The organism is Microbulbifer sp. HZ11 (assembly GCF_000708675.1).
GTDB lineage: Bacteria > Pseudomonadota > Gammaproteobacteria > Pseudomonadales > Cellvibrionaceae > Microbulbifer.
This window is the reverse complement of the sequence record NZ_JELR01000001.1, coordinates 1,248,874-1,264,671: the sequence shown is the minus strand read 5'-3', so window position 1 is coordinate 1,264,671 and position 15,798 is coordinate 1,248,874. Positions and strand designations below refer to the sequence as shown.

Annotated in this window: 14 protein-coding genes; 7 read left to right on the top strand and 7 right to left on the bottom strand. The window is 55.7% G+C overall.

Annotated features, from left to right (window positions below; genetic code table 11):
* Nucleotides 1-151 precede the first annotated feature (151 nt).
* Entirely contained in the window at nucleotides 152-1,042 is an 891-nt protein-coding gene (locus AU11_RS05485; protein ID WP_043318262.1) for a LysR family transcriptional regulator, read from the bottom strand.
* Between the two features lie 193 nt (nucleotides 1,043-1,235).
* Between AU11_RS05485 and AU11_RS05480 the strand changes: the two genes are divergently transcribed.
* Genes AU11_RS05480 through AU11_RS05460 form a run of 5 tightly spaced genes read left to right on the top strand, consistent with a single transcriptional unit; the run spans nucleotide 1,236 to nucleotide 5,838 of the window.
* Nucleotides 1,236-1,907 (top strand): histidine phosphatase family protein, encoded by a 672-nt coding sequence (locus AU11_RS05480; protein ID WP_043317053.1) that lies wholly within the window; start codon nucleotides 1,236-1,238, stop codon nucleotides 1,905-1,907.
* A gap of 35 nt (nucleotides 1,908-1,942) precedes the next feature.
* Nucleotides 1,943-3,166 carry an acyl-CoA dehydrogenase family protein gene (locus AU11_RS05475; RefSeq protein WP_043317051.1) on the top strand — a complete coding sequence of 408 codons (1,224 nt, stop codon included), beginning with the start codon at nucleotides 1,943-1,945 and terminating at the stop codon, nucleotides 3,164-3,166.
* Complete coding sequence (locus AU11_RS05470) at nucleotides 3,167-4,216, top strand: phosphotransferase (RefSeq protein ID WP_043317050.1); 1,050 nt, start codon at nucleotides 3,167-3,169, stop codon at nucleotides 4,214-4,216.
* A gap of 48 nt (nucleotides 4,217-4,264) precedes the next feature.
* Nucleotides 4,265-5,041 (top strand): SDR family oxidoreductase, encoded by a 777-nt coding sequence (locus AU11_RS05465; RefSeq protein ID WP_043317049.1) that lies wholly within the window; start codon nucleotides 4,265-4,267, stop codon nucleotides 5,039-5,041.
* A 2-nt stretch (nucleotides 5,042-5,043) separates the two neighbouring features.
* Nucleotides 5,044-5,838, top strand: coding sequence for an SDR family NAD(P)-dependent oxidoreductase (locus tag AU11_RS05460; RefSeq protein WP_043317048.1), 795 nt, complete (start codon nucleotides 5,044-5,046; stop codon nucleotides 5,836-5,838).
* Between the two features lie 25 nt (nucleotides 5,839-5,863).
* On the opposite strand, the gene AU11_RS05455 is transcribed toward AU11_RS05460, so the two are convergent.
* From AU11_RS05455 to dinB, 4 genes are all read right to left on the bottom strand, one after another.
* Entirely contained in the window at nucleotides 5,864-6,334 is a 471-nt protein-coding gene (locus AU11_RS05455) for a hypothetical protein (protein WP_043317046.1), read from the bottom strand.
* Nucleotides 6,331-7,059: an RNA polymerase sigma factor gene (locus AU11_RS05450; RefSeq protein WP_043317044.1), complete on the bottom strand. Its 729-nt coding sequence runs from the start codon at nucleotides 7,057-7,059 to the stop codon at nucleotides 6,331-6,333. The genes AU11_RS05455 and AU11_RS05450 overlap by 4 nt, the downstream gene beginning before the upstream one ends.
* Nucleotides 7,060-7,181: 122 nt before the next feature.
* Entirely contained in the window at nucleotides 7,182-7,502 is a 321-nt protein-coding gene (locus AU11_RS18455) for a DUF6116 family protein (protein WP_197023769.1), read from the bottom strand.
* A 177-nt stretch (nucleotides 7,503-7,679) separates the two neighbouring features.
* Nucleotides 7,680-8,762, bottom strand: a complete 1,083-nt coding sequence (dinB, locus tag AU11_RS05440) for a DNA polymerase IV (RefSeq protein ID WP_043317042.1) — start codon at nucleotides 8,760-8,762, stop codon at nucleotides 7,680-7,682.
* Nucleotides 8,763-8,836: 74 nt separating this feature from the next.
* Here dinB and AU11_RS05435 point away from each other — a divergent pair, with 74 nt between their 5' ends.
* Nucleotides 8,837-9,373, top strand: coding sequence for a carboxymuconolactone decarboxylase family protein (locus AU11_RS05435; RefSeq protein WP_043317040.1), 537 nt, complete (start codon nucleotides 8,837-8,839; stop codon nucleotides 9,371-9,373).
* Between the two features lie 93 nt (nucleotides 9,374-9,466).
* Here AU11_RS05435 and fdxA read toward each other — a convergent pair whose 3' ends face one another.
* Nucleotides 9,467-9,790, bottom strand: coding sequence for a ferredoxin FdxA (fdxA, locus tag AU11_RS05430; RefSeq protein ID WP_043317038.1), 324 nt, complete (start codon nucleotides 9,788-9,790; stop codon nucleotides 9,467-9,469).
* Nucleotides 9,791-9,932: 142 nt separating this feature from the next.
* Complete coding sequence (gene mutS / locus AU11_RS05425) at nucleotides 9,933-12,605, bottom strand: DNA mismatch repair protein MutS (RefSeq protein WP_043317036.1); 2,673 nt, start codon at nucleotides 12,603-12,605, stop codon at nucleotides 9,933-9,935.
* 386 nt (nucleotides 12,606-12,991) lie between these two features.
* Here mutS and AU11_RS05420 point away from each other — a divergent pair, with 386 nt between their 5' ends.
* Entirely contained in the window at nucleotides 12,992-15,772 is a 2,781-nt protein-coding gene (locus AU11_RS05420) for a TonB-dependent receptor (protein ID WP_043317035.1), read from the top strand.
* The last annotated feature ends 26 nt before the right edge of the window (nucleotides 15,773-15,798 follow it).

The following is a 15,798-nucleotide window of genomic DNA, read 5'->3' as shown; positions in this document are numbered from 1 at the left end:
TCTGGCTCAAGGATAGCAATTGTTCAGGCTAGCCCGCAGTGACCAATCCGATCGAAACCTCTGGCTTTCAGCGCTAGGAAAGGAGGTAAGGCCGGAGATGGGGATAGCGTGTTGATCCCTTGACGGGTTCCACTACTCCTACCTCACTGTTTCACCCAAACAGGCCGAGTATCTGCTCCCGTAGCCATTGATGGGCGCCATCCTCGTCCTGACTGCGATGCCACAGAAGATGCCAGTCCATCTGTGGGATCTGGAAGGGTAGCTCGAAACGTTTGGCCGGGTATTGTTGTGCCAGGCTGAGCGGTACGGTCAATGCCAGATCTGTCTTGAGCACTACCAATGGGGCAACCCGGTAGTGCTGTACCCGGAGTTTTACCCTGCGCCGGCGCCCGAGCTTATTGAGGGCGATGTCCGCGACACCTGGACCACTGCGACGGCTGGACACGTGTATATGCTCCAGATCCAGATATTGATCCAGCGTCAGACTGGCCTCCTCTGCCAGGGGGTGATCGGGGCGCAACATACACTGGTAGCGATCCGCAGACAGTCTGTGCTGGTTCAGCTGGGTTGCGGAGATCATTGGCACATCAAGGGCAAAATCCAGGCTGTTCGCCCCCAGCTCCTTCACCAGCTGGTCTCTCGGTACATAGTAAGACTCGACGCTGATCCCCGGCGCTCGGGCCTGCAGGTGCTCCAGCAATCGCGGTAACACCAGAGTTTCTGCCATATCGTTCATAGACACCCGCAGAGTCCTCGTTGCCGCTGCCGGCTCAAACCGGTGGTGTTCTGCCACGCTACTCGCAAGCAACGACAACGCCTGTTGCACTTGGGGCATGATTTGCTCGGTGAACGGTGTCGGACACATGCCGTTTGGCGTACGGCTAAACAGCTGGTCACCGAGAGCGCGCCGTAAGCGTGCGAGCGCGTTGCTCACTGCAGGCTGGGTAAGATGTAGTTGCTCCGCTGTACGGGTCAGATTTCGGGTGGTGTATATCGCGTCCAGTACCGGGAACAGATTCATATCCATTTTCTGCAACTGCATGGTCACGGCTCTCGTCATCGTTTGGGCAGTTCATCACTGCTGTGAATGTTTCGATATTTACATAATAAATTTCAATGATCTACGGTAAGTCGTTAGGTTTGTCTGCCAACGACGGAGCGGTACATATCATTTGAGACCTGGTCAGAAGAAGATATGTATCCACCGGCTGTGTAACGGGAGTGGAGGACAGGCGATGTCTGAAATATGCGTGGTGCGGCACGGCCAGGCGTCGTTCGGCAGTGACAACTATGACCAGCTCTCTGGGCTGGGTTGGCAGCAGGCGCGTTGGCTGGGGGAGCATTGGGCGAAAGAGGGGCTGCAGTTTGACCGCGTCGTAAGTGGCAACCTGCTGCGCCACCGGCAAACCGTTCAAGGTATCTGTGAAGGCCTGGGGCTCGATTACCAAGGGGCGCAAGAACTACCGCAACTGAATGAATTCGATTTCAAGCGCGTAATGAGCGCCTATGCCGAAAAAAATCCCCGGGCTGCGCCGCACTCGAGAGCTGTCCGTGAGGATTACTATCGGTTCCTGAAAATGGCGCTGCACGCCTGGTCCAGTGGTGAAATCGAGGCCACTGAAAGCTGGCAGCAGTTTGAGCAGCGTATTGAAGAAGTACTCGCGGTGTTGGCGTTGGGGGGTAAAGGTGGGCGAACCCTGGTAGTGAGTTCTGGTGGTGCTATTGCGATGATGGTGCGGCAGACTCTGGGAGCTTCTTCCCTCTGCATGCCGCAGTTGAATATGCAGATAAAAAATACCGCCGTCAGTCACTTTTTTGCCGGGCGCAGTGGGACTACGTTACACAGCTTCAACCATGTTCCACACCTTGATTACCGCGAGCGTCGAGAATTTATTACGTACAGCTAGGCTGTTTGACATGAGAATGAATAAGGGACTGCGCGATGCATTTTGAATATTCCCCGAAGGTACAGACACTGCTTACGCAGCTGAAACAGTTCATGGCGGTGGAAGTAGTTCCGGTTGAGCAAGCTTATTATCAGCAGCTCGAACTGGACCGTTGGGGCGAGCCGCCAATCATGAAAACTCTCAAACGCAAGGCTAAAGAGGCGGGGCTGTGGAATCTGTTCCTATCGGACAGTGAATGGGGGGCGGGACTGACGAATCTCGAGTACGCGCCGCTGGCGGAAGAAATGGGACGGGTCGGGTTCTCTTCTGAAATCTTCAATTGTAGCGCGCCCGATACTGGCAATATGGAAGTGCTTGCTCAGTACGGTTCACCAGAGCAGCAGGAACGCTGGCTGAAGCCATTGCTCCAAGGTGAAATTCGCTCCGCCTTCGCCATGACCGAGCCAAAAGTGGCCTCGAGCGATGCGACGAATATTGCAACGAGTATTGTGCGTGATGGCGATGAGTATGTAATCAACGGGCACAAGTTCTACATTAGTGGTGCAATGAACAAGCGCTGCCAAATCATGATCGTGATGGGCAAGACTGCACCGGACAGCGAAGACCGCTATCGACAGCAATCCCAGATTCTTGTCCCTATGAATACACCGGGAGTCAAAGTTATCCGCCCGATGAGCGTGTTCGGTTACGAGGATGCACCTGAAGGGCATGCGGAAATCCAGTTTGACAATGTTCGGGTACCAAAAGAAAACCTGATTCTCGGGGAAGGGCGTGGGTTCGAGATCGCCCAGGGCCGCCTCGGCCCGGGCCGCATCCATCATTGTATGCGCCTGATAGGACAAGCGCAGCGTGCACTGGAAATGATGTCAATACGGGCTGAACGTCGTGTGGTTTTCGGCCGACCGATGATTAAGCAAGGTTCGGTGCGTGAGGATATTGCAACCTCTGCATGCGAAATAGAGCAGGCGCGATTACTGACCCTGAAAGCCGCAGATGAGATGGACCGGAATGGCAATAAGGCGGCCCGTGACCTGATCGCTATGATCAAAATCGTTGCGCCTAATATGGCATGCAGAGTGATCGATCGCGCAATCCAGATCCATGGTGCCGCGGGGTTGGGGCAGGACCTGCACCTTGCGCGAGCCTACAGTTATGCACGCACCATTCGTATTGCCGATGGACCTGATCAGGTACACATGATGCAGCTCGGCCGCAATCTTGCCACCGCTTACGCTGCTACCGCGCAACAGGAGGAGTGAATGTCTGAAGTAAACCACGCGGGCCTCGTTGATCAATTGGATATAGAAAGCTTGCGCGGCTACCTGAGAGAAATTCTCCCCGGGTTTGATGGTGTGGTACGGGCGACGAAATTCTCCGGGGGGCAATCCAATCCCACCTTCAAGGTGGAGACTGACGCGGGCCTCTATGTACTGCGGCGGCAACCGCCGGGGAAGCTGCTGAAATCTGCTCATGCGGTAGATCGTGAGTTTCGTGTGATGCGCGCACTGGCAGATAGTGATGTACCTGTGCCAAACGTTTTTCACCTGTGTGAAGATCGCAATGTGATCGGCTCGATGTTCTATGTCATGGAGTACTGTGGCGGCCGAATATTCTGGGATGCCGCACTACCGGAGCTCAATTGCAAAGAGCGCACCGGGTTCTATGACGAAATGAACCGAGTACTGGCAAGGCTCCATAGCGTCGATGTTGAAGCCGTCGGGCTATCGGATTACGGCCGGCCGGGTAACTACTTTGAGCGACAGTTCGACCGTTGGCATAGACAATATAGCGCATCAGAACTGCAAACCATCGATGCGATGGATCAGCTGATTCGGTGGCTGGGTGACAACCTGCCCGAAGACGATGGCCGGGTAGCACTGGTGCACGGGGATTACCGTCTCGACAACATGGTGTTCCACCCTGTTGAACCCCGGGCTATTGCGGTGCTGGACTGGGAGCTCTCTACTCTGGGGCACCCGTTTGCTGATCTTGCCTATCAGTGCATGCAACTGCGTATGCCTGTCGACAGTGGCAATATTTCCGGGTTGATGGGTGTGAACAGAACACGACTTGGCATACCGAGTGAGCGGGAATATGTAGCGCAGTACTGTGAGCGTATGGGAATCACAGGTATCGACAACTGGGCGTTCTATCTCGCATTCAGCTTCTTTCGACTGGCGGCAATCATTCAGGGCGTCGCTAAACGTGCTCAGGAGGGTAATGCGTCCGGCAGTAATGCAGCGACGCTTGGTGTGTTTGTTACGCCTCTGGCTGCACTGGCTTTGGATGTAATCGAAAAAGAGTCTTGAAGAAAAGCAAGTATCTTAATTAACAGCATCATGCGTTAGGAGAATTGAATGGCGACAAATCTTTTTGATCTGAGTGGGAAAGTTGCCCTGGTCACCGGTGCCAGCCGTGGCATTGGTGAGGCCATTGCCAGGCTGCTGGCAGAGCAGGGTGCTCATGTGCTGGTATCCAGCCGCAAAATTGAAGGCTGTGAGGCGGTAGCAAACACAATTAACGAAGCGGGTGGCAAGGCCGAAGCGCTCCCTTGCCATATCGGCAATATGGAAGAGATTCATCTGTTATTCACGCATATTCGAAAGTACTACGGAAAATTGGATATTCTGGTTAACAACGCTGCCACCAACCCTTACTTCGGGCATATTCTGGATACGGATCTTGGCGCCTTCGAGAAGACTGTCGCGGTCAATATTCGCGGTTACTTCTTTATGTCTGTAGAAGCCGGAAAACTGATGCGGGAACACGGTGGTGGCTGCATCGTGAACACGGCGTCTATAAATGCATTACAACCGGGGGCCGGGCAGGGCATTTATTCCATTACCAAGGCTGCGGTGGTCAACATGACCAAAGCCTTTGCCAAAGAATGCGCCCAGTTCAACATCCGGGTTAATGCACTGCTACCGGGCCTGACCAAAACGAAATTCGCCGGTGCTTTGTTCTCCCATGAGGAAATATACAAGACCGCCATCAGTCATATCCCCATGCACCGCCACGCGGAACCGGAAGAAATGGCGGGTACCGTTCTGTATCTGGTTTCCGATGCAGGCAGTTATACCAATGGTGAATGCGTAGTGGTGGATGGCGGCCTCACTTCCTGTGGAGGGCTGTAATCATGGTGAACGCTTACAGAGATCCGCTCCTGGATTTCAGTGGAAAAACAGTGCTGATTACCGGGGCTGCCAGCGGTTTTGGCGCGTTGCTTGCCGAAGAATTCGGGCGCCGTGGAGCGAGGCTGGTTCTGGGGGATATCAATAACGCTGGCCTGATGCTCGTGGTGGAAAAACTGAAAGCAATGGGTGCCGAAGTGCAGGCGATGGCTTGTGACGTCTCTTCGGAAACGGATTGTGCTGCGTTGGTGGCACTGTCTCAGAAAAATTTTGGCTATCTGGATATTGCCATCAACAATGCGGGCATCGCGCCACCGTTGCAGTACCTCGAAGAGGTCGATGAAGAAACCTTTGACCTTCAACACCGGGTCAATGTGAAAGGGGTGTTCTTTGGGATGAAGCATCAACTGAAACGGATGCGTCTTCAGGGCGGCGGTGTGATTTTGAATGTAAGCTCAATGGCCGGTATCGGCGGCGCTCCCAAAGCGTCGCCTTATTCGGCGGCCAAGCACTCCGTGGTGGGGCTGACCCGCACCGCCGCGGTGGAATATGCGCGGTACAATGTACGAGTCAATGCCATCTGCCCGTTTTTCACCTTGACTCCGATGATTGCTGAAATGCACACCCCCGAGGGGGCGACTCTGGAACAGGTACACGCTGCCTTCGCATCTGGATGTCCGATGAAACGATTGGGCAGACCGGAAGAAGTCGTCAGCGCGATGCTGATGATGTGCTCGCCGGCGATGACCTATGTCACCGGGCAAGCCCTTGCCGTGGATGGGGGCGTATCTGCCTATTGACCCGGTGTTCCAGCGGATCACTGAATCAAGGCAGGATTCGACAATGCTGTCGGGCCTTGCTGGCTAAATCCGCGGGTAGGGAGTCGCTGGTATTGGAGCGCTGTTCACGGCGCCACTGAGCGCATAGTTGCGTATAACTTCCGGCGTCTACCTCAGTCCGCAGTGCGTGCCAGCGATCAGATTTGGTATCCACTATCGTGCCGGGTTTTGCCCGGTAGCGTTCCAGTCCCCGGCTCCCCGTCTGAGCGCTTTCCGGTACGATCTGGCCGGGGGCGGCACCTATGTACTGGGCTGGATGCAGTAAAACCACTACGATTGCCAGCGCGCTAAAACTGGATGCTGCCTTGGAGAGCAGGCCACTGTGCTTCTGCGGTGGACGAATCGGGCGAAGGGCCTTAACCCCGCGAATGCGCTCAAGCACTTTCTCGTCCAGTGCGGTGGGTGTCCGCACCTCCGCTATGGCGCGTTTATACGATACTTCCCAGTGTTTACTCATGCTCGCGCTGCCTCAACAGGTGAATTCACTGTGGACGGAGTGCCGGTGGCTGTGTTCGTGGTACCTTTTCGTGTGCCCCATGGGAAGCGCGCTCTGGGCTGGCGCGGCTTTTCTGAAACCTGTGGGGTTGGCTCCATTTCCGCAGCCTCTCGGGCGCGCGTTACACTGGATTTCCAGGGCTTCCGGCTACTGCCGTGAAGATTGAAAGTAACCGATTGTCGGCCGTCCGCCAGTTCCTGTCGGCAGGTAGCAAGAGATATCCGCTCTATGTCCGCAATGGTGGCAAGTGATAGGTTGCACTCATTAAACAACAGGAAAATATTGCGTTGCCGGTGAGGCAGTTGCTGTACCGCACTGAGCACATCGGAGGCTTCGAAGGTGGACTGCAATGTTGAGCCTGTTGTGGACTGCTGCTCTGTTTGGCCGGAGCGCGTGGAGTTGAGCGCTTTGTTCAGGCGGGTGTAGAGCCAGTTTTTCAGGCGTTGTCCGTGCAATGTCGGTGGCTCCTGCAACAGGTTGAGCCAGAACTCTTCCATTAAGGACACGCACCGCTCTAGATTCATCTGGGCGCAGTAGCGAAACAGAGGGTCTTTGTAGCGCTGGTAGATTTCACGAAAAGCTTTTGGATTACGCGTACTGCAATACTGTTGCAGTAAGTCTTCATCACTGAGACTGTACAACTTCTCCGCAAACATGGGATCTGCCTCCTTGGCTCCAATTCCCATTGTCACTTACTCGGTTGCACACCCCCCGAAAGTTCCTGTTCGGGAGTACATCGATGAACCAGTAAATCTTCTGTTAACGTTATTTCGCCGCGGTGTTTATTCGGCGAATACCACTCTCTGACTCAGTGTTTTCCGTACTTTGTATTTTCTGCAGACGTCGTATATGCGCTGCTTTTTTGGCTTGTGGCCTTTTCTGTGCTCCCTTTTACAATTTTTTCATCGCGTTCTGGTGGGTCTCGGAGTTCCTCACGACTTTTGCGCCACGAGGCCAAAAATATCGTTCCAAGCCCCAGTAGAATCTCATCCACAAATGGCACAAAATCTGGAATGATCAGGTCGATCAGAAACAGAGCGCAAATCCACTTGAATAACTGTGGGTGCTTTAGTTTACGCGCGTAATTGAGAAACCAACCGACAAAGGCGCTGGGGAGAACACGCTTCATAAACTGTGTGAAACTGCTTTGAGGACCGTGTTGGGAGTATAGCTCGGGGTGGCTGGACCGGTATCTTGCGGAAAGGTTCCGTGTTTGAAAAGACGCAAGGATTGGCGTCAAAACCTCACTGCTGGCCCCTTTATGGTGATAGTAGAGGCGCGGCAGTAGACTGAAAAGTGAGCAGTTTCAGGTGCTGAGGGATGACCGGTATCGCAAGGGAAGCGGCAATTGCTCTGGGCCTAATTCGGCGCGCAAATCTTTGAGTTTGATTCCCACCCCAAGTAGCCGAATCGGGTCGCTGCGCTTTTCCCAACACTGCTGGAGCAGTTGGTTGAACTCGCTGATGCGGCCTGCTTTGCTCGATCGTTCGTGTGTGGATTGACTGAAGTCGGCATACTTTACCTTGACGATTGCGCCGGCTATCTCATAGCGGTCTCCGAGTTTTTCCAGCCGTTCCTGCAAGCGCCCGAACAGGTTTACCATCTCTTCCTGCCAGGCTTCAAACTGCCCAAGGTCTTCGCTAAACGTGCACTCCACACTGACACTTTTGCGGGAGCTATCACTAGACACCGGCCTCTCATCGATACCCCGGCACAAGTGAAACAGGCGATTACCGAACTTGCCGTACTTCTGCACCATTTCCACCAGAGTAAATCGCCGTAAATCGCTGCAGGTACGAATTCCCTCGCGTTGCATTCTTTCTGCCGTTACGCGCCCGACGCCGTGTATTTTTTTTATGGGGAGTCGTAGAACAAAGTCTTCCACCGCATCGGGGTGAATGACGGTTAGTCCATCGGGTTTTTGCCAGTCGCTGGCGATCTTGGCGAGAAATTTATTGGGGGCCACCCCCGCAGAGATAGTGATTCCCAACTCTTTGCGAACCCGTGCGCGAATCTCTCTGGCGATCAAAGTTGCACTGCCATTGCAGTGGGAGCTACCGGTTACGTCAAGATAGGCCTCATCAAGGGATAGTGGTTCTATCGCGTCGGTATAAAGTAGGAATATGTCCCTTATCTGAGCGCTCACTTCCCGATATTTTTTCATGTTGCCCGGCACTACAATCAGATCAGGGCACAGCTTTTTGGCGTGTGCCGTCGGCATTGCCGAGCGCACACCGAAACTGCGTGCCTCGTAGTTGCAGGTGGAGATGACGCCCCTGCGATCACTGGCTCCGCCCACGGCGATCGGGCGCCCTCGTAAATTGGGGTCGTCCCGCATCTCTACGGAGGCGTAGAAGCAATCGCAGTCACAGTGGATGATTTTACGCATGCTGGAATTATATCCAGTATTTTGGCGCAGCCAACCAGATTCTTTGCTGCTCGCAGCCCAGGAGGGAGGTGGATATGAGTAATATGCCTTTGGTCAGCAACACGACAGGAATACCAAATGAAGCGCAGGTGACGGCGGTATTCGACGATGTTCGCACTCAATTGGGTTCTGTGCCCAACCTGTTCCGCGCTTATGCCAATAATCCGACCATCTTGACCCAGCTCTGGGACAGGTACCAACATGTGATGCTGACCGGGCACCTTTCGCCAAGGCTCAAGGAGGGGATCGCTCTGATGATCGCATCAGACGAGCACAGTGATTACGGTATTTCTCAGCACAGCACCCTGTTACAGAAGCTGGGCGTTGACCCCCATGAGGTGCTTCGCATCCGCACAGATCCGGATCACGCCCATTACAACGAGAAAGAACACGCTTTACTGGAGGTCGCCCGCCACGGAAATAGCAGACCCCATGATCACGGCGATAAGGTGGTTAATACCGCCCGGGAGGCGGGTGCCAGTGATGCGGAAATTCTAGAGGCGCTGGCGGTTGGCGGGCTGTCTGCGGAATTGAGTCATGCCGCTGCCTTGTTGGGGATAACGCCGGACTGATGTCGGGCCAATTGCGTATGAGTGCGCGGATATTTTTCACGAACAAAAAAGCCGTCTCGGAAGACGGCTTTTTTATTGAAGTTAACGCGGGGCCTATCGCTCCAGGTACTGTAATTTCCCTGTCTTCCCATCCCACTCTTCCGCATCCGGCAGGGGATCTTTCTTTTCAGTGATGTTTGGCCACACCTCAGAAAGCTCGGCATTGAGCTCGATATATTCCTGCTGATCGTCCGGCACTTCGTCCTCGGAGAAGATGGCGTTGGCCGGGCATTCCGGCTCACACAGGGCGCAGTCGATGCACTCGTCCGGGTGGATCACCAGAAAGTTGGGGCCTTCGTAGAAGCAGTCTACCGGGCAAACTTCCACACAGTCGGTGTATTTGCACTTGATGCAGTTTTCCCCAATTACGAATGTCATGCTTGTCCCTCGATAATGCTGATGCGTCGCCGCTGCCCGGTCGGCTCCGCGTGCCGGAACCGGACCTTATTCTTGAAAGCTGCGGATTTTAGCAATAACTGGCGCGAATTGTAGTGGCTTTTGAGTCGAATTGGTTGGGTGCTTATAACAGTTTGCGCAGGGCGTAGAGCTGCTCCAGCGCCTGGCGCGGGGTCAGGTCATCCGGGTCCAGTCCTTCCAGGGCCTCTACCGCGGGGTGCGGGGCGCTGCCGAACAGGTCGACCTGTGCGGGGGCGGCGGGCCTTGGTTGGGGTGCCGGGGCTTTTGTCTCCGGAGCAGGAGCCGGTACGGGAGTGGGCTCCGGGGCCGGGTCGGTAACAGCCTGCTGCCGGGGGGCGCCCGGACCTGAGTCGCGAGTGGTATGCCCCGCTTCCAGCGCGGCCAGCCGTGCCTTGGCTTCCTCCAGAACTTCCTGCGGAATTCCCGCAAGCTTGGCCACCTGCAGACCGTAGCTCTTGGATGCGGGGCCCTCCTGAATACGGTGCAGGAACACGATGGAGTCCCCGTGTTCGGTGGCATTCAGGTGGATATTGGCCGCATCCGGGCACTGTTCCGGCAGTTCGGTCAGTTCGAAATAGTGGGTGGCGAACAGGGTAAAGGCGCGTACCTTGTCGGCGAGGAAATGGGCACAGGCCCAGGCCAGGGAGAGGCCGTCGTAGGTACTGGTGCCGCGGCCGATCTCGTCCATCAGGATCAGGCTGTGCTCGCTGGCATTGCGCAGGATATTCGCAGTCTCGGTCATTTCCACCATAAAGGTGGAGCGGCCGCCGGCCAGGTCGTCGGCGCTGCCGATACGGGTAAAGATCCGGTCCAGCAAACCGATGCGTGCGCTGTCGGCGGGTACGAAGCTGCCGCAGTGGGCGAGCAGGGCGATCAGCGCAGTCTGTCGCATGTATGTCGATTTACCACCCATATTCGGGCCGGTGATCACCAGCATGCGGCGGCTTTCGTGCAGCTCGATATCGTTGGCCACAAACGGGTCGTCCAGCACCTGTTCCACCACCGGGTGGCGGCCGCCTTCCACGTGGATGCCGGGTTCCTCGCTCAGTTCCGGCTGGATCAGGCGCAGTTGATCGGCGCGTTCGGCCATATTTGCCAGTACGTCCAGCTGGGACACCGCGGCGGCGGCGGTCTGCAGTGCTGCGAGCGATTCGTTCAGGGTGGTGAGCAGTTCCTCGTACAGGAACTTCTCCCGGGCCAGAGCGCGACTCTTGGCAGAGAGCGCCTTGTCTTCGAACTCTTTCAGCTCGGGAGTGATAAAACGCTCGGCGTTTTTCAGGGTCTGGCGGCGGATATAGTCCGCCGGCGCTTTGTCACTCTGGCCGCGGCTGATCTCGATAAAGTAACCGTGCACCCGGTTGTAACCGACCTTTAACGTTGGGATCCCGGTGCGTTCTTTCTCGCGCACTTCCAGTTGTACAAGATAGTCGCCGGCGTTCTCGCTGATACCGCGCAGCTCGTCCAATTCCTCGTCAAAGCCGTCCGCGATCACACCGCCATCGCGCAGCACCACCGGTGGGTTCTCCACCACCGCGCGTTCCAGTAGTGCCACGGTTTGTGGCCACTCACCCATTTCCTGGCTGAGCTGTTTCAGCAGGCCGGCATCGGCTTCAGACAATTGACGTTGCAGTTCGGGGAACTGGGACAGGGACATACCCAGGCGCGACAGATCCCGCGGACGGGCGGAGCGCAGGGCCAGGCGGCCGAGGATGCGCTCCATATCGCCGATGGGTTTCAGGGCTTCTCGCAGAGGCTCGAAGCGGTAGTCCTCGATCAGTGCGGTGATCGCCTGCTGGCGTTGCTGCAGCGTGTGCAGGTTGCGCAGGGGATTGTTCAGCCAGCGGCGCAACAGGCGGCTGCCCATAGCGGTTTTACAGGCGTCGAATACGGACAGCAGGGTGTTGTCGTCACCGCCGTTCAGATTGGTATCGATTTCCAGGTTGCGGCGACTGGCGGGATCCAGGGCCACGGTGTCTTCGCTGCGTTCGGTGCGCAGGGTGCGGATATGGGGCAGCTCCGTGCGCTGGGTATCGCGGGCGTATTGCAGCAGGCAACCGGCGGCACACAGCGCGGCGTGCATATGGCTGCAGCCAAAGGCTTCCAGATCCATAGTGCCGAACTGGCGGTTCAGCAGGCGCAGGGCGCTTTCCAGGTCGAATTCCCAGGGCGCACGGCGGCGCATACCCGGGCGGCGCTCGATTTCCGCGGGCAGGGTGAGGTCTTCGGAAACCAGCAGTTCAGTTGGGCTGTAGCGCTGTACCTGTTCCGCCAGGGCTTCCAGGGTTTCGACTTCCTGCACGGCAAAGTGGCCGGTGCCCACATCCAGCAGTGCCAGGCCGAATTTCTCGCCCACGAGCACGGTCGCAGCCAGCAGGTTGTCCCGACGCTCGTTCAGCAGCGCCTCATCGGTCACCGTACCCGGGGTGACAATGCGCACCACCTTGCGCTCCACCGGACCTTTCGAGGTGGCCGGATCGCCAATCTGCTCGGCGATCGCCACGGAGACCCCGGCCTTGATCAGCCGCGCCAGGTAGCCCTCGGCCGCGTGATAGGGAATCCCCGCCATGGGAATCGGCTGACCGCCAGACTTGCCGCGGGCGGTCAGGGTCACATCCAGCAGCTCAGACGCGCGCTTGGCGTCGTCGTAAAACAGCTCGTAGAAGTCGCCCATGCGGTAAAACACCAGCTCCTGGGGATGCTCAGCCTTGATCTTCAGGTACTGGGCCATCATCGGCGTATGTTCGGGCTTGGCGGTTTTGGCGGCTGTTGCGGGCATATTGAGAAAATTCTTTTTAAATCAGTGGGTTATGTCAGGTTTGGCTGTGGAGGTTGGATTCGGTTCCCCCCCGGGGTGGGGCGGAAGAAGCAAGCCGGCAAGGATACCAAAGCGCTACCCGACAGACTATCGGGAGCTGCGGAGAAGAGGTGCGCATCAGCAAGACCGACCACTTATCGAGTATTGTTAACAATTAAATATTGACATTGCGCCACAGGAAACAGAGGATGGGCGCGCGGCTATTCTCGGGGGGCACTTTATGACTGGTGCTCACCCCGGTAGGCCGCGAGGAAGGTTCAACTCAATAATGAAAAAGCGCTCGAAACTCGGTCACCGCTTTGGTGTGCAGTCTGAGCATCGAGCCTACAGATGGAGAGAGAGCATCCATGCCTATCTATAACAAGCGCTTCACCCTGAGCGCCTTGTCCGCTGCCGTGATCTCGGCTGTTTCTGCAGGCGCTTACGCCCAGGAAACCGGCACCAGTGCGCTAGAAGAAATTACTGTGACCGGTATTCGTCAATCCCTCACTAACGCCATGGACGTCAAGCGCGACTCCGCCGGCGTAGTGGACGCGATTTCGGCAGAAGACATCGGTAAATTCCCGGACACCAATCTCGCAGAATCCTTACAGCGAATTACCGGTGTATCCATCGACCGCAGCAACAACGAAGGTAATAAGGTTACTGTGCGCGGCTTTGGCCCCAACTTTAATCTGGTGACCCTGAATGGACGGCAGATGCCGAATTCATCGGCGCTGCAGTCTGAAGGTATTAACCGCAGCTTCAAATTCGCGGAAATTTCTGCGGAAAGTGTCAGTGGCGTAGAGGTATTTAAAACCGGTAAGGCAGATATTTACTCCGGTGGTATCGGCTCCACCATCAATATCAAGACCGCACGGCCATTCGATTACAACGGGTTTGTCGCCAGCGCCAGCGTGAAAGGTGTCATGGACACCAGTGTCGAAAAAGGTGATACCGTCACTCCGGAAATCGCCAGTATGGTGAGCAGCACCTTTTTCGAAGATAAACTTGGTGTCCTGGTAGCGGTGTCCCACGCGGTGCGCGATAGCCGCAGTGAATCGGTGAGCACTCAGGCCTGGGTTCCCAACTACGGTGCGGCCGACACTTCGGCCATTGATCGCAATAAAAACCCGGAAGCCACTTATTGGGCCCCCTGGACCTTTGACGTAGACGTGGCCGACCACCAGCGGGAACGTCAAAATGCGCAGCTGGTTGTGCAGTTTGCGCCGGTAGACAACGTAACGGCGACCCTGGATTACACCGCGTCCCGCTACGACGAAGATATTTCCATGAACCGGACTAGTGTCTGGTTTGACAGCTCCACCGGTGTAACGGACAGCAACGGTACCGTAATTAACCCGAGTGTCCTGAACGACGAGCTCAATTTCTGGGCGTGGAATTATCAGTTTGTAACCGAAAACGACTCTGTCGGTTTGAATGTCGAATGGGATGCAACCGAATCGTTGAGCTTCGGCCTGGACGTGCACGATTCTACTTCTCACTCCCAGCCGGGCGGGATTCCCGCAGAGACCATCGCGAATACCAAAAACCCGGGTAAGTTGGTGGATATTACCGCGGACTTTTCCAGCGGTAGCGGTTTGCCAGGTATCAGCTTCGATGATTCTGCTCTCGCTGGTGGTGCGTTCGCCCCAGAAAATATCGTATCCGACCTGTTTCAGGAGCGGGGGCTGGAAATCGAAAACCAGATTCAACAGTTCCAACTGGATGGTACTTGGGAGAACCTGGACGACGGGGCACTCAAAACCATCAAATTTGGTATTGCCAGTACGGATTACCAGGTAGATTCCTACGATAGCCAATCTTTCGCCTTTGTAGATCTGGGCGACTTGGCATCTCTTGGTATCGACTTTGAGCAGCTGGGTGACTTTGGCGATCAAATTGGCAGTAATGCTGGCCTTTTCCCGCTGCTGGCAGACTATGAGGCATCTGACTTCATTGAGGCAGTTAAAGCCAGTGGTCAGTACTTCGAGGCAACGCCAACCTTCAACAAGGTGGAAGAAGAAACCCTGGCGGCCTTTGTTACGGCTGATTTCGAAACCGAATTTAACGGTTACCCGGTTCGCCTGAACGCCGGGCTGCGATTTGAAGATACAGAAGTGGTCGGTACTTCAATCCAGAATGGTATTCTCGGTCTTAGCTACTGGCACGACGAAGAGCTGCGCGAAGTCAATGATGACACACCAAGCGCCGATACTCTGGAAGGGGATTACACTCGCTTCCTGCCGAATCTGGATGCGAGTATTGAGTTGAGTGAGGAACTTGTTGCCCGCGCTTCTTACAGCCGCACCTTGAGCCGCGCGGACATCTCCGCGATGTTCCCGTCCACGTCCCTGAATGTGTCACGTCCCGGCGGCCCGTTTAACGCCTCTCAGGGCAATCCGGGTCTGTTGCCGATTACCTCCGATAACTTTGATCTGTCGATAGAGTACTACTACGACGAGGGTAGCTATGCATCTGTGGGCTACTTCAAGAAATACGTTGAGAACTTTATTGGCGCAACGTTTGAAGACCGTGTGATCACCGACGTCAACGGCAATCCGATTACAGACCCGAGTGTTAACCCGCGCCCGGGCTGCCCTGATGCCAGTGGGTCAAACCCGGCTTGTCTCGGTAATGCGAGTGATCCGGTGGTGACCTGGAATGTGGCCACCCCCGGCAATTTGGAGGATGCTGAGGTTTACGGCTGGGAGCTGGCCGTCCAACATATGTTTGGTGATACCGGATTTGGTGCAATCTTTAATGCAACCATCGTCGATGGTGATGTCGAATACGACGTGTACGACAATGAAAATGTGTTTGCTCTGACCGGTATGAGCGACTCCGCCAACTTGATCGGCTTCTACGAGAAAGACGCATTCCAGGCGCGTTTGGCTTACAACTGGCGCGATGATTTCCTACTGGCTACCCGTCAATCCCAGATTGGGGGGCAGCCTGTGTTCAATGAAGCCTACGGCCAGTGGGACCTGAACGCCAGTTACGATGTGACTGAGGATATCTCCGTGTTTGTGGAGGGGCTGAACATTACTGAAGAAACCATCCGTCGTCACGGTCGGTTCGCCAATCAGCTGGTCAGCGCCCAGCAGTATGGGGCTCGCTACAACATCGGCGTACGCGCCAAGTTTTAAGTGAGCGCTGGATTGTTCATGTAGTA